Raw genomic sequence first — 14,212 nt, 5'->3', positions numbered from 1 at the left:
ACACCCCGTTCCCACACTGGGATTGGGGGGCAGGCAAAATGCTGCATTCACCGTGAGAACCCCATGTGGGAGCGAGCCTGCTCGCGATAGGCCTTGCCCCAATCCTCTGTTGGCACAGTTCTCGCTTTAACAAACTCACAGGTAACCAACGGCGGTTGCCCCACCTACGACAAAGACGTCGCACACCCTCCTCGCCCCCTGGCGATTCGGGTTGCGGCGTTTTTTTGTTTTGGCCCCAGAGCCCGGGGCCGGTGGTGCAGCCACAGGCGGCGCACTGCTTCAAGGCACTGACTCATTTCTCGAGACTTTTACAGCTGAGGTGCGCGATGAATTCAAGCTTCTGGAAATCCGGCCACACCCCGACACTGTTCGCGGCCTTCCTCTATTTCGACCTGAGTTTCATGGTCTGGTACCTGCTCGGTCCACTGGCGGTGCAGATCTCTGCCGACCTGCACCTGACCACCCAGCAACGCGGCCTGATGGTGGCGACACCGATTCTGGCCGGTGCCGTGCTACGCCTGTTCATGGGCCTGCTGGCCGATCGCATCTCACCGAAAACCGCCGGCATGGTCGGTCAGGTGATTGTGATCGGTGCACTGTTCTGTGCCTGGAAACTGGGCATCCACAGCTACGAACAAGCCTTGCTGCTGGGGCTGTTCCTAGGCGTGGCCGGTGCTTCCTTCGCCGTGGCCCTGCCGCTGGCGTCCCAGTGGTATCCGCCACAGCACCAGGGCAAGGCCATGGGCATTGCCGGCGCCGGTAACTCGGGCACGGTACTGGCTGCGCTGATCGCCCCGGTGATGGCAGTGGCATTCGGCTGGAGCAACGTGTTCGGTTTCGCGCTGATCCCGCTGATCGTGACCCTGATCCTCTTCGCCTGGCTGGCCAAGAACGCTCCCGAGCGGCCAAAAGCCAAATCCATGGGCGACTACCTCAAGGCCCTGGGCGATCGGGACAGCTGGTGGTTCATGTTCTTCTACAGCGTGACCTTCGGCGGTTTCATCGGCCTAGCCAGCGCACTGCCCGGTTACTTCAACGACCAGTACGGCCTGAGTCCGGTGACCGCCGGTTACTACACCGCCGCCTGCGTCTTCGGAGGCAGCCTGATGCGTCCATTGGGCGGCGCCCTGGCGGATCGTTTCGGCGGTATTCGCACCCTGTTGGGCATGTACACCGTCGCGGCCGTCTGCATCGCGGCCGTGGGCTTTAATCTGCCGAGTTCCTACGCAGCCCTGGCCCTGTTCGTCTGCACCATGCTCGGTTTGGGTGCCGGCAACGGCGCGGTGTTCCAACTGGTGCCACAACGCTTCCGTCGCGAGATCGGCGTGATGACCGGGTTGATCGGCATGGCCGGCGGCATCGGCGGTTTTGCCCTGGCAGCAGGCATGGGCGCGATCAAGCAAAGCACCGGCAGCTATCAACTGGCACTGTGGTTGTTCGCCAGCCTCGGCGTGCTGGCCTGGTTCGGCCTGTACGGCGTCAAGCGTCGCTGGAGGACCACCTGGGGTTCGGCCGCTGTCACCGCGGCTCGGGTATAACTCCCCCCCATGAGCCTGCAACTGAGTTTTGCCGAAGCCAGTGCCATTGGCCCGCGGGAAGAAAACCAGGACGCCCTGCGCCTGGTTACCCCGGCGCCGGCCCTGGCCGCCAGCAAGGGATACCTGTTCGCCATCGCCGACGGCGTGAGCCAATGCGCCGATGGCGGACTGGCCGCTCGTTCGACCTTGCAGGCCCTGGCCCTGGACTACTATTCCACACCGCAAACCTGGGGTGTCGCCCAGGCGCTGGACCGGTTGTTACTGGCACAGAATCGCTGGCTGCAAGCCAACGGTGGCGGGCAACCGCTGCTCACCACCGTCAGCGCCCTGGTCCTGCGGGGCCGGCGCTTCACCCTGGCCCACGTGGGCGATTGCCGGGTCTACCGCTGGCACGACAATCATCTGCAACGGGTCAGCGAGGATCACGTCTGGGAACAACAGGGCATGCAGCACGTGCTCAAGCGTGCCCTGGGACTGGATCAGCACCTGATCCTGGACTTCCTTGATGGAGAACTGCGCGCCGACGAGACCTTTGTACTGCTCAGCGATGGCGTCTGGGCGGTTCTGGGGGACACGGCCATCGCCGCTATCCTTCGCGACCAGCCGGATCTGGACATTGCCGCGCAAACCCTGGTCAATGCCGCGCACCTGGCCGGCAGTCAGGACAACGCCAGTGCCCTGCTGGTGCGGGTTGACGCGGTGGGCGAAGCAAGCATTGGCGATGCACTGGCCCAGTTGCAGCAATGGCCCCTTCCTCCGGCATTGAAACCGGGGCAGGTGTTCGAGGGCTGGCAGATCGAGGGTCTGCTCGGTCAGAGCCAGCAATCGTTGCTCTATCGGGTACACGATGGCCAGGGCCAGCCGTGGTTGCTGAAAACCTTGCCGGGGCATCTTCGGGACGATACCCAGGCCGGGCAGTCGTTGCTGTCGGAAGAATGGTTCCTCAAGCGGGTCGCAGGGCGGCAGTTTCCGGAAGTCCACGGCGTTCCCCAGCGTCAGCATTTGTACTACGTCATGCGGGAATATTCGGGCAAGACCCTGGCCGAGCTGTTCAACCAGGGCGGCCCATTGCCTCTGCCTCAGTGGCAGGACCTGGCGCAGCGGCTGGTGCACGCGGTGGGCCTGTTGCATCGAAGGCAGATTTTTCACCGCGATATCAAACCGGAGAACCTGCACCTGGGCGATGACGGGGAACTGCGCTTGCTGGATTTCGGACTGGCGTACTGCCCGGGATTGTCTGAAGATCAGGCCAACGTGCTGCCCGGCACGCCCAGCTATATCGCACCGGAAGCCTTCGCGGGCACGGCACCGACCGCGCAACAGGATTTGTACTCCGTCGGCGTGACCTTGTATTTCCTGCTGACGGGGCACTACCCCTACGGCGAAATCGAAGCGTTTCAGCGTCCGCGCTTTGGCGTGCCCGTCAGTGCCAGTCGCTATCGGCCGGACCTGGCCGAATGGCTCGGGCAAAGTCTGGAGCGTGCCGTGGCGGCAGATCCTGGGCAACGATTTGAAACCGCCGAGGAATGGCTGTTACTGCTGGAACAGGGCGAACGGCGCAGCTTGAGTGTCAGGCCTCGGCCGTTGCTGGAAAGGGAGCCGCTGAAGGTCTGGCGCACGTTGGCGCTGGTGTCCTTGGTGGTGAACATTGTGCTGCTGTATTTAGCGTTTCATGGCTGAAACCCAGTCGCATCCATCGCGAGCAGGCTCGCTCCCACAGGTTTTGTGTCCACCGCAGATCCAATGTGGGAGCGAGCTTGCTCGCGAAGGCGGCGGCACATCCAGCGTTGATGCAAGCTGATCCACCGCTTTCGCGAGCAAGCCCGCTCCCACAGGGAATTTGCTTGATATGCAGTTGCAGCATGCACTGAAGCCCTCTGTGGGAGCGAGCCTGCTCGCGATGGCGGCCTGACTGGCCATACAATCTTTCCCCGACAAACGCTCCATTACCGGGCAACCCGCTTTGATTCGGTGCAATAAATCCCTGCCCCACGCGTGCAGCCCGTCGTTTACCCAGTAAATCCGCATCCTCAAGCCACTTGGCACAACCACTGCATAGCCTCTCTCACCATACATAAAGCCACGCCTCCAACGATGAAGGCGGTGCTTCCCGAGAGAACGGGACCAGGACAAAGGCGTCCTCGCTAGCTTGCTAGCGGGACGCCTTTTTTTGTTTTCGTAAAAATTGCCGAGCCAGCCCGAACGCCGTGATGAACGTGACGAAACCGGTCTGGGCTTGCGGAGAACCCTGATGAAAAAACTCAAACTGGTGATGATCGGCAACGGCATGGCCGGGGTTCGAACCCTCGAAGAACTGCTCAAGCTGAGCAATGAGCTGTACGACATCACGGTGTTCGGCGCCGAGCCTCACACCAACTACAACCGCATCCTGCTCTCGCCCGTGCTCGCCGGCGAGCAGACGTTTGAAGAGATCGTGCTCAACGATCTGAGCTGGTACCTGGACAACAACATCAAACTGTTGCTCAACCGCAAAGTCGTGGAGATCGACCGAATCAAGCGCCGGGTCATCGCCGAAGACGGCAGCGAAGCCGAATACGACCGCCTGCTGATCGCCACAGGCTCCACGCCGTTCATCCTGCCGATTCCCGGCAACACCCTGGAGGGTGTCATCGGCTACCGCGACATCGCCGACACCCAGGCGATGATCAACACCGCCAAGACCCACAAACACGCCGTGGTGATCGGCGGTGGGCTGCTGGGCCTGGAAGCCGCTAACGGCTTGAAACTGCGGGGCATGGACGTGACGGTGGTGCACCTGGGTGAATGGCTGCTGGAGCGTCAGCTGGACAAAACCAGCGGTCAGTTGCTGCAAACCGCTCTGGAAAACCGTGGCCTGAAATTCCGCCTGAGCGAACAGACGCAAGCCCTGCACGACGCTGGCAATGGTCGGGTCGGCTCGGTGCAATTCAAGAACGGTGACATCATCCCGGCCGACCTGGTGGTGATGGCGGCCGGTATCCGCCCCAATACCGAACTGGCGGAAAAGTCCGGCATCCCGTGCAACCGCGGGATTCTGGTCAACGACACGATGCAAACCTACGACCCGCGCATCTATGCCATCGGTGAATGCGCCAGCCACCGTGGGACCGCTTACGGCCTGGTAGCACCGCTGTTCGAGCAAGCCAAGGTCTGCGCCAACCACCTCGCGCAACTGGGCTTCGCCACCTACAAGGGTTCAGTGACCTCGACCAAACTCAAAGTCACCGGCATCGACCTGTTCTCCGCCGGGGACTTCATGGGCGGCGAAGGCACGGAAACCATCACCCTTTCCGACCCCATCGGCGGCGTCTATAAAAAGCTGGTGATCAAGGACGACGTGCTGGTCGGTGCCTGCCTGTACGGCGATACGGCAGATGGCGGCTGGTATTTCCGTCAGATCCGTGAGAACCACACCATCAGCGAAATCCGCGATCACCTGATGTTTGGCGAAAATGCTTTGGGCGACGTAGGACACCAAGGCCAGGACAAAGCCATGAACATGGCCGACACCGCCGAAGTCTGCGGCTGCAACGGCGTGTGCAAGGGCACCATCGTCAAGGCGATCCAGGAGCATGGGCTGTTCAGCGTCGATGACGTGAAAAAACACACCAAGGCCGCCAGCTCCTGTGGTTCCTGCGCCGGTTTGGTGGAGCAGATCCTGATCAACACCGTGGGCGGCGCGGCGGACGTCAAACCGAAAAGCGAAAAAGCCATCTGCGGTTGCAGCGACCTCAACCACGGGCAGATTCGCCAGGCGATCCGCGACCAGCATCTGCTGACCATCGCCGCAACCATGAGCTACTTGAACTGGCGCACCCCGAACGGCTGCGCCACCTGCCGCCCGGCGCTCAACTACTACCTGATTTCCACCTGGCCCGGCGAAGCCCACGACGATCCGCAGTCGCGCCTGATCAACGAGCGTGCCCACGCCAACATCCAGAAAGACGGCACTTATTCCGTCGTCCCGCGGATGTGGGGTGGCGTGACCAATCCGTCTGAACTACGGCGCATTGCCGACGTGGCCGACAAGTACAACGTGCCGATGGTCAAGGTCACCGGCGGCCAGCGTATCGACCTGCTGGGGATCAGAAAGCAGGATCTGCCCGGAGTCTGGAAAGACCTGGACATGCCGTCCGGCCACGCTTATGGCAAATCCATCCGCACCGTAAAAACCTGCGTGGGCAGCGAGTTCTGCCGCTTTGGCACGCAGAATTCCACCCAGCTAGGGATCGAGTTGGAGCACGACCTGTTCAACATGTGGTCGCCCCACAAAGTGAAGCTGGCCGTGTCCGGTTGCCCACGCAACTGCTCGGAAGCGGGCATCAAGGACGTCGGCATTATTGGCGTCGATTCCGGCTGGGAGATGTACATCGGCGGTAACGGCGGGATCAAGACGGAGGTCGCCGAATTCTTCGTCAAACTCAAGACCGCCGAAGAAGTGCGCGAATACAACGGCGCATTCCTGCAGTTGTATCGCGAAGAAGCCTTCTACCTCGAACGCACCGTGCACTACATGCAACGGGTCGGCATGGAGCACATCAAGAAAGCGGTACTTGAAGATCCGCAACGACGCAAAGCCTTGCATGACCGCCTGAAGTTCTCCCTGTCGCTGGAACAGGACCCATGGAAAGAACGCCTGGAACAGCCCCAACTGAAGAAAGAGTTTGAAGTCATCCCCGTGAAAAACCTGGAGGTGCCGGCATGAACTGGCTGGATATCTGCGCACTGGAAGAGATCAACGCCCTGGGCTCGCGCATCATCAATGGCCCGAAAGGCGATATTGCGATTTTTCGTACCAGCGACGATGAGGTTTTCGCACTCGATGACCGCTGCCCGCACAAGGGGGGCCCACTGTCCCAAGGGTTGATCTATGGCAAGCGCGTGGCCTGCCCGCTGCACAACTGGCAGATCGACTTGGAAACCGGCCAGGCCCAGGCCCCGGATGTGGGTTGCGCGCATCATCATTCGGCGCGGGTCGAAAACGGCCGGGTGATGCTGGCCTTGCGGGAAGCAAGCTGATGAGCCGTCAAACCACCGCCTCGACCTGCTGTTATTGCGGGGTCGGTTGCGGCGTGCTGATCGAACATGACGACGAGCGCATCCTCGGCGTCAGTGGCGATCCCGCCCACCCGGCCAACTTCGGCAAACTGTGCAGCAAGGGTTCGACCCTGCACCTGACCGGCGACCTCGCCGCGCGCGCCTTGTATCCCGAACTGCGCCTGGGCAAGGGCCTGTCCCGAGCGCGCACAGACTGGGACAGCGCGTTGGAGCACGCGGCCAGCATCTTCGCCGATACCATCGCCGAACACGGCCCCGACAGCGTGGCGTTCTACATCTCCGGGCAACTGCTGACCGAGGACTACTACGCCTTCAACAAACTCGCCCGGGCGCTGGTGGGCACCAACAACATCGACAGCAATTCCCGGCTGTGCATGTCCTCCGCCGTGGTGGGCTACAAGCGCAGCCTCGGTGCCGACGCCCCGCCCTGCAGCTATGAAGACCTGGAGCTGAGCGACTGTGTGATGATTGTCGGCAGTAACATGGCCTACGCCCATCCGATCCTGTTTCGCCGCCTCGAGGAAGCCAAGTCCCGCCGGCCACAGATGAAAATCATCGTCATCGACCCACGGCGTACCGACACCTGCGACCTTGCCGACCTGCATCTGGCGATCCTGCCGGGCACCGATGTCGCCTTGTTCCATGGGATTTTGCATCTGCTGTTGTGGGAAGACTGGGTCGACCGCGATTTCATCAAGGCCCACACCGAAGGCCTGGCGGACCTCAAGAACCTGGTGCGCGACTACACCCCGGCCATGGTCGCCCAAATCTGCGGCATCAGCGTCGAGCAACTGCACCAGTGCGCCGAATGGGTCGGCACGTCGCCCAGCTTCCTGTCGTTGTGGTGCATGGGTTTGAATCAATCCACCGCCGGCAGTGCGAAGAACAGCGCGTTGATCAACCTGCACTTGGCCACCGGGCAAATCGGCCGGCCGGGCGCCGGGCCCTTCTCGCTGACCGGTCAGCCCAATGCCATGGGCGGTCGGGAAACCGGTAGCTTGTCGAACCTGCTGCCGGGTCATCGCGACGCCGCCAACGCCGAACATCGCGCCGAAGTCGCCCGCTACTGGGGTGTTGAGCAATTGCCCGCGACCACGGGCTTGAGCGCCATCGAACTGTTCGAACAGGTTCGCAGTGGCAAGATCAAGGCGCTGTGGATTGCCTGCACCAACCCCGCGCAGTCGATGCCTGACCAGACGGCGGTACGGGAGGCCCTGCAAGCCTGCCCATTCGTGGTGCTGCAAGAGGCCTTCCGGACCACCGAAACCGCCGCGTTTGCCGACCTGCTGCTGCCAGCGGCCAGTTGGGGCGAGAAAGAAGGCTCGGTGACCAACTCCGAACGGCGTATTTCCCACGTCCGCCGGGCGATTGCCGCACCGGGCGAAGCACGACCGGACTGGGCGATCACAGTGGATTTCGCCCAACGCTTGGAAAAACGCCTGCGCCCGGGTCAACCCAGCCTGTTCGCCTTTGAAACCCCGGCCCAGTTGTTCGATGAATACAAGCAACTGACCCGTGGCCGCGACCTGGACTTGTCCGGTATCAGCCATGCGCTGATCGATCAACTCGGTCCTCAACAATGGCCCTTCCCGCAAGGCGCCAGCAGCGGAACACCGCGCCTGTATCTGGACGGAATTTTTCCAACCGACACTGGCCGCGCGCGGTTTGTCGCAGAGCCGTATCGAGCCGCCAAGGAGGTGCGCGATGCCCGCTACCCGTTAACCCTCAACACGGGCCGACTGCGGGACCAATGGCACGGCATGAGCCGCACCGGCACCGCAGCGCAATTGTTCGGCCATGTGAACGAAGCCGTGCTCAGCTTGCATCCTGACGAACTGCTTCGCCATCGCCTGCAAGCCGGTGACCTGGTCAGCCTCAAGAGCCGCCGTGGCGCCGTGATCGTGGCGGTGGACAGCGACGACAGCGTGCGCCCCGGCCAGGCGTTTCTACCCATGCACTGGGGCGACCGCTTTCTCAAGGGTGGGGTCAATACCCTGACGCAACCGGCCTTCGACCCCCTGTCAAAGCAACCGGAACTCAAACACAGCGGCGTGCGCCTGGAACCGGTGAACCTGCCCTGGCAGCTTTTCGCCCTGGTCGAAGGCGATGTTCAACAGCACTTGGAGACTTTGCGACCACTGTGTGAGGCGTTTGCCTACGTCAGCCTGAGCCTGACTGGGCGTGAACGTCCCGCGTTGCTGATTCGCGCGGCCAGCGCCGTCGCCCCCCAACCGCAGTTGCTGCAGGCGATCGACGAGCAATTGGGGCTGATCGGAGGGCCGGTGCTGGCCTATGACGACCCGCGTCGTTCCATCGGTAAACGCGTGCGAATCGAGAACGGTCGCATCACCGCCATTCGCCTGGCCGGCGAAACCCTGGCCCGCCACTGGCTGCAAAACCTGTGGCTGGAAGGCCGCGCCGATGAGCAGTTGCGGCGCTGGCTGCTAGCACCTTTGAGCGCCCCACCAGGCAATGCCGGCGCCGCCGTTGGCGGCAGCAAAACACTGTGCAACTGCATGAACGTCAGCCAGCGTGCGATCTGCGCCGGCATTGAACGTGGCCTGGACTTGCAAGGGCTGAAACAGGAGCTGGGCTGCGGCACGCAATGCGGCTCCTGTGTACCGGAAATCAAACGCCTGCTGGTTGCCACCGCGCAACCAGTGGCCGCTGTCTCGTGAGGAAAAGCACTATGAACGCAAAAGTCTGGCTGGTAGGTGCAGGTCCTGGCGACCCTGAATTGCTGACTCTCAAAGCCGTGCGCGCCTTGGGCGAAGCCGACGTGGTGTTGATCGACGATCTGGTCAACGATGCGGTGCTGGAGCACTGCCCTGGCGCGCGGATCATCGCCGTGGGCAAGCGCGGCGGATGCCGTTCCACGCCCCAGGCTTTTATCCATCGGCTGATGCTGCGTTATGCCCGTCAGGGCAAATGCGTGGTACGCCTCAAGGGCGGCGACCCGTGCATCTTCGGCCGGGGCGGCGAAGAGGCGCAGTGGCTGCGCGAGCATGGCGTCGAAGTGGAGCTGGTCAATGGCATTACGGCCGGCCTTGCGGGTGCGACGCAATGTGATATTCCGCTGACGCTGCGTGGGATTGCCCGGGGCGTAACGCTGGTCACCGCCCACACCCAGGACGGTAGCAGCCTGAACTGGCAAGCCTTGGCACAAAGCGGGACCACCCTGGTGGTGTACATGGGGGTGGCGAAACTGAGCGAGATCCGCGAACAACTGCTGGCCGGAGGCCTGGCGGCGGACACGCCGGTGGCCATGATCGAAAATGCCTCCCTGCCCCATCAGCGTGATTGCCGCAGTGATCTGGCCTCAATGGAAGCCGATGCAGGCGCATTTCAACTCAAAAGCCCGGCGATTCTGGTGATTGGGGCGGTGGCGGGTGCTGCTGAGCGCACAGTATCACAGCCTGCTTGGGCCCAGGCTTCTGTAGCTAGTCGACACTGAAACGAAAGTGGGAGCGAGCCTGCTCGCGATGGCGGTGGATCAGCAACATTGATATTGACTGACACACCGCCATCGCGAGCAGGCTCGCTCCCACAGCTTTTTGTGTTTCTCCAGCCCCGACCCTGATCTTCATAAATCGCAGGCAAAGAAAAGCCCGGCCTAAGCCGGGCTTTTCCAAAGCTGTGGGCTAATTACTTAGCTTCGGCTTCAACTTCTGCTTCTACGCGACGGTTTACAGCGCGGCCAGCGTCAGTAGCGTTGTCGGCAACTGGGCGGGATTCGCCGTAGCCAACAGACTGAACGCGGGACGATTCAACACCGTACTGGTTGGTCAGAACGTCTTTAACGGCGTTTGCACGACGCTCAGACAGCTTCTGGTTGTAAGCGTCAGGACCGACGGAGTCAGTGTGACCTTCAACAGTGGTGCTGGTGGATGGGTACTGCTTCATGAAATCAGCCAGGTTCTTGATGTCGCCGTAGCTGTTTTCTTTAACGACCGACTTGTCGAAGTCGAACTTGACGTCCAGCTCAACACGTACGACTTCAGCAACAGCTGGGCAGCCATCAGCGTCAACAGTTACGTTGGCTGGGGTGTCTGGGCACTTGTCGACGTTGTCGCACACGCCATCGTTGTCGCTGTCGGAGCAGACTTCAGCCGGAGCTGGAACTGGAGCAGCAGCAGGCTTGGAGCCGCCACCGAAGTTCACACCGATACCGACGCTTGGAGCCCACTCGGTGTCGCCCTGGTCGATGTTGTACTGAGCTTCAACGCCGGCACGGGCGTAGAAGTTGTCAGTGAAGTACAGCTTGGCACCGCCGCCAACGTTGGCGAAGGTGGAGCCGTTGCGACCGCTACGGCCGTTCTGACCGATGCTCTGATCGGAGAAACCAGCCGATACGTACGGACGCAGCATGTCGCCTGGGTTGTTGAAGTGGTACAGAGCGTCCAGGGCAGTGTTGGAGCCCTTGATGTTACGACCGTCGTCGGAACGTGCGTTGTGCACTTCGTCGTAAGCCAGACGCAGCTCAACGTCGTCGGTCAGGAAGTAGCCGATCGAACCGCCGAACAGGTTGCCGTTGTTCTTGAAGTTACGAGCGCTGTCGAATTGTTCTTTCTTGGCGAAGCCTTCGATTTCAACTGCGCCTTGGCCTTGTGCCAGAGCGCCGAACGAAGTGGCAGCAATCAAAGAACCAATGGCAAAGCCCAAGGTGTTTTTCAGTTTCATCCGTTAAATCCCCATCTGGTGATTGTAAAGCAGTCCCGCAAACCGGGGGACAACTCGGCGACAAGTCTATCAGAACTTGCCTACACGTAAGAGATATTTGCGCCGAACTAAGTTTCAGCAATACCCGCAAATTTCTCACGCAATTTATCAAGAGCGCGCTTGTAACGCATTTTTGTCGCGCTCAACCCCATGTGCATTATGTCTGCGATCTCTTGGAATTCCAGCTCTGCGACAAATCGTAGCACCAGAATTTCCCGGTCGATCGGGTTCACATGGACAAGCCAGCGATCCAGCCCACCTTTTTCCTCCGGTTTGGGCGCCTTTTCTTCAGACGCTTCCTCCAGAGGGTCCAGGCTCAAAGCATCCATCAAGCGACGCTTTCGCCGTTCCTTGCGGTACTGCGTGATGCATTCGTTGTACGTGATGCTATAGAGCCATGTCTTGAACTTCGATTTCCCCTCGAAGTTCTTCAGGCCATACAGCACCTTCAACATCACCTCCTGACAGACATCGTCAGCATCACGATCGTTCCCCAGATAACGCGCACAAACGTTAAATAATGTTCTCTGGTAACGGCGCATCAATTCTTCGTAAGCACGCGTTACGTGGAAAAGTTCCGTATGCGCGCGCGCGACCAACTCCTCATCGGAGAGATCACGGGGGTCGTAGCGCGTGGATAGCGATTGGGGTTTGTTCAAAACAAGTCGGGCCGACAGTCTAGGTCAATGTGCGCCGCAGCCTGCCTTAACGGCATTTTGCGGCGGCATACATTAGCAGGGTTTGCCGGGTTAGCGGCTACTCACATGCTGCTCGAGCAGGATCCGATTAGAGAGCGATACCAATTCGCCCTCCTCGGTCAGCAATGTGGTCTTCACCGTGCCGATCTCTTCGATCTGGCCTTCGACCTCGCCAACACGCACTTGTTGCCCAACCTCATACAATTCACGCACATAGATTCCCGCAAGAATCTGGCCGGCGATTTCCCGGCTTCCCAACCCCATGGCCAGCGCAACCGCCAGACCAACGGTAATCAATACGATGACGATCACATGGTTGAGCAGGTCAGTCTTGACCTCCAACTGGCTGATCGCGACCGAAATACTGATGATGATCACCAGGCCCTGGGCAATTCGTCCCAAGCCCTGGGCGTAGTCAAGCCCGACACCTTCGGCCGCGCCACGCACCAGCCCGTTGGCCAATTGCGCCAGCAGAACGCCCACCAGCAATACCAGTGCGGCACCGAAAACCTTCGGCAAATACAACGCAAGCATGTCGAGCGTAGCTGAAACTCGCTCAAGACCAAGGGATTCAGCCGCAGAAACCAGGAAAATCAGCAGAACGAACCAGTAGACGATCTTGCCGACCAAGGTCGAGATCGGCACCTGAATGCCACCGCGCGACAGCAGCTTGGTCAGACCGGTGCCGCCCATCAGGCGGTCGAGCCCCAGTTTGGCGAGCAGTTTTGAAAGCAGGGTGTCCAGCAGCTTGGCCACCACGAACCCCAACAACAGCACCACCAGGGCGCCGAAGAGGTTGGGGATGAAATTAGCCACCTTGGTCCACAACGCGGTCATTGCCGTGACGAGGCTCTGGGTCCAGAGATCAAGTTCCATATTCAATCAGCCTTATCAGCGGTGCGAGTAACAGGTTTACGACGGGAAACCGGCGAAACATGGGCCGACCCGTTATTCAGGGCAATCATCAGCGCGGGCAACCAGCGGCCCAGCAGGCTGAACAGATCGCCGGCGCCAACCTGGCGGTTGGCGGTTTTCAGTACACGTCCCAGGCATGCATCGTCGTCCCGGCTGGACGGCGAAGCCTTGAGCATGTCGCGCAAAGACTGTTCAAACGGATCGTGCATACGCACCTCTCGTGATGTCTGTGAAAGACGCGATCAAATTTCGGCAGGTCACATGGCGCCCCGTCACACCCAGCGCAAACGGCGGAACAACCACCACTGACCGAGGGCCACGCCGACCATCAACAGGCATGCAACCAGGAAGCCATAAGGGCTTTCGGAGAACGGAATACCGCCGACGTTGATGCCCAAAAGACCGGTGAGAAAACTCATCGGTAGAAAAATCCCGGTGATGATACCGAAGCGGTACATGGTGCGATTCATGCGCACCGACAGACGCCGGTCCTCGGCCTCCAGCACAAGCCCCACGCGCTCTCGGGTCAATTCCAGCTCTTCGAGGTAGCGGGTCAGGCTGTTGTTCAATTCATTCCAGTAATCGCCATCATCCTCGACAAACCACGGCAGTTTGAGCCGTGTCATCTGGCCGAAAATATCCCGCTGGGGGGCCAGGAACCGCTTCAACCCGGCCGCCCTTCTGCGAATGTGCAAAATGGCATCATGCTCGGGGGTATACCGTTCGTCGGTATCAATCTTTTCTTCTTCGCTATCGACGATTTCCGAGAGCTGGGTGACCAGATCCTGCACCTTATTGGTCAGGTACTGCGCCATATAAAGGATGAGTTCCGACGCGGTCCTTGGCCCCTCGCCTTCGGCCAGTTGCGTCAACAGTTCATCGGTGGCGCGCAACGGACGCAGGCGCAGGGAGATCACTCGCTGGGGGGACGCGAAGATCCGCACCGACACCATGTCCTCCGGTTCAGCGCCCGGATTGAGGTTGACGCCCCGCAGAAACAGCAGCAGTTCGGCGTTGGGCAGCGGCAACAGGCGCGGCCGGGTGTTCTCCTCCAGCAGCAGGTCGCAGTTGAATTCGCTCAAGCCACTGGATTTGCGCAGCCAGGTGTGGGTTTGCGGATGACTGCGATCCCAGTGCAGCCACAAGCTTTCGTGGGCCTGTAACTGCAAATCGTCGAGTTCTGTCCGGGCTATCGAACGCGCGCCACCATTACCGTCCAGCACCAGGGCATGCACCAGCCCCCATTGCGCGTTTTCTTCCTCGAACATCCTCATCCCTTATGGC

At 60.6% G+C, this 14,212-nt stretch carries 11 protein-coding genes; 6 read left to right on the top strand and 5 right to left on the bottom strand.

The features are described from left to right. The first annotated feature begins 326 nt into the window (after window positions 1-326). The 6 genes from BM132_RS23260 (at window position 327) to cobA (ending at window position 10,050) form a co-directional block, all read left to right on the top strand. Entirely contained in the window at window positions 327-1,538 is a 1,212-nt protein-coding gene (locus tag BM132_RS23260; protein ID WP_047227151.1) for a nitrate/nitrite transporter, read from the top strand. Window positions 1,539-1,547: 9 nt separating this feature from the next. Beyond that, complete coding sequence (locus tag BM132_RS23255; RefSeq protein ID WP_092459013.1) at window positions 1,548-3,218, top strand: bifunctional protein-serine/threonine kinase/phosphatase; 1,671 nt, start codon at window positions 1,548-1,550, stop codon at window positions 3,216-3,218. A gap of 571 nt (window positions 3,219-3,789) precedes the next feature. Continuing rightward, on the top strand, window positions 3,790-6,243 hold the full coding sequence (gene nirB, locus BM132_RS23245; RefSeq protein ID WP_092459009.1) for a nitrite reductase large subunit NirB: 2,454 nt from the start codon (window positions 3,790-3,792) through the stop codon (window positions 6,241-6,243). Then, complete coding sequence (gene nirD, locus BM132_RS23240; RefSeq protein ID WP_092401770.1) at window positions 6,240-6,557, top strand: nitrite reductase small subunit NirD; 318 nt, start codon at window positions 6,240-6,242, stop codon at window positions 6,555-6,557. Before nirB ends, nirD begins: the two co-directional genes overlap by 4 nt. Next, entirely contained in the window at window positions 6,557-9,274 is a 2,718-nt protein-coding gene (locus BM132_RS23235) for a nitrate reductase (RefSeq protein WP_092459008.1), read from the top strand. The genes nirD and BM132_RS23235 overlap by 1 nt, the downstream gene beginning before the upstream one ends. An 11-nt stretch (window positions 9,275-9,285) precedes the next feature. After that, window positions 9,286-10,050, top strand: coding sequence for a uroporphyrinogen-III C-methyltransferase (gene cobA / locus BM132_RS23230; RefSeq protein WP_092459006.1), 765 nt, complete (start codon window positions 9,286-9,288; stop codon window positions 10,048-10,050). 191 nt (window positions 10,051-10,241) lie between these two features. Here cobA and BM132_RS23225 read toward each other — a convergent pair whose 3' ends face one another. The 5 genes from BM132_RS23225 to BM132_RS23205 form a co-directional block, all read right to left on the bottom strand. Continuing rightward, on the bottom strand, window positions 10,242-11,276 hold the full coding sequence (locus tag BM132_RS23225) for an OmpA family protein (RefSeq protein WP_092401779.1): 1,035 nt from the start codon (window positions 11,274-11,276) through the stop codon (window positions 10,242-10,244). 107 nt (window positions 11,277-11,383) lie between these two features. Further along, window positions 11,384-11,974 carry an RNA polymerase sigma factor SigX gene (sigX, locus tag BM132_RS23220; protein ID WP_042729583.1) on the bottom strand — a complete coding sequence of 197 codons (591 nt, stop codon included), beginning with the start codon at window positions 11,972-11,974 and terminating at the stop codon, window positions 11,384-11,386. 90 nt (window positions 11,975-12,064) lie between these two features. Continuing rightward, complete coding sequence (locus BM132_RS23215) at window positions 12,065-12,889, bottom strand: mechanosensitive ion channel family protein (protein ID WP_047227144.1); 825 nt, start codon at window positions 12,887-12,889, stop codon at window positions 12,065-12,067. Between the two features lie 2 nt (window positions 12,890-12,891). Continuing rightward, entirely contained in the window at window positions 12,892-13,137 is a 246-nt protein-coding gene (locus BM132_RS23210; protein ID WP_014337331.1) for a hypothetical protein, read from the bottom strand. Between the two features lie 63 nt (window positions 13,138-13,200). Then, the gene (locus BM132_RS23205) at window positions 13,201-14,196 is read right to left on the bottom strand and encodes a zinc transporter ZntB (RefSeq protein ID WP_047227143.1); all 996 of its coding nucleotides are present in this window, start codon (window positions 14,194-14,196) and stop codon (window positions 13,201-13,203) included. Window positions 14,197-14,212 lie beyond the last annotated feature (16 nt).

Source organism: Pseudomonas sp. NFACC45 (assembly GCF_900113505.1).
GTDB lineage: Bacteria > Pseudomonadota > Gammaproteobacteria > Pseudomonadales > Pseudomonadaceae > Aquipseudomonas > Aquipseudomonas tehranensis.
The sequence above is the reverse complement of the archived record's forward strand: the minus strand, read 5'-3'. Positions and strand labels throughout refer to the sequence as shown.

Bases quoted from the DNA above. Each gene is read 5' to 3' on its own strand.
- BM132_RS23205 (WP_047227143.1), bottom strand. From the start codon at position 14,196: ATGTTCGAGGAAGAAAACGCGCAATGGGGGCTGGTGCATGCCCTGGTG.
- BM132_RS23235 (WP_092459008.1), top strand. From the start codon at position 6,557: ATGAGCCGTCAAACCACCGCCTCGACCTGCTGTTATTGCGGGGTCGGT.
- nirB (WP_092459009.1), top strand. From the start codon at position 3,790: ATGAAAAAACTCAAACTGGTGATGATCGGCAACGGCATGGCCGGGGTT.
- BM132_RS23225 (WP_092401779.1), bottom strand. From the start codon at position 11,276: ATGAAACTGAAAAACACCTTGGGCTTTGCCATTGGTTCTTTGATTGCT.
- nirD (WP_092401770.1), top strand. From the start codon at position 6,240: ATGAACTGGCTGGATATCTGCGCACTGGAAGAGATCAACGCCCTGGGC.
- BM132_RS23215 (WP_047227144.1), bottom strand. From the start codon at position 12,889: ATGGAACTTGATCTCTGGACCCAGAGCCTCGTCACGGCAATGACCGCG.
- BM132_RS23255 (WP_092459013.1), top strand. From the start codon at position 1,548: ATGAGCCTGCAACTGAGTTTTGCCGAAGCCAGTGCCATTGGCCCGCGG.
- BM132_RS23260 (WP_047227151.1), top strand. From the start codon at position 327: ATGAATTCAAGCTTCTGGAAATCCGGCCACACCCCGACACTGTTCGCG.
- cobA (WP_092459006.1), top strand. From the start codon at position 9,286: ATGAACGCAAAAGTCTGGCTGGTAGGTGCAGGTCCTGGCGACCCTGAA.
- BM132_RS23210 (WP_014337331.1), bottom strand. From the start codon at position 13,137: ATGCACGATCCGTTTGAACAGTCTTTGCGCGACATGCTCAAGGCTTCG.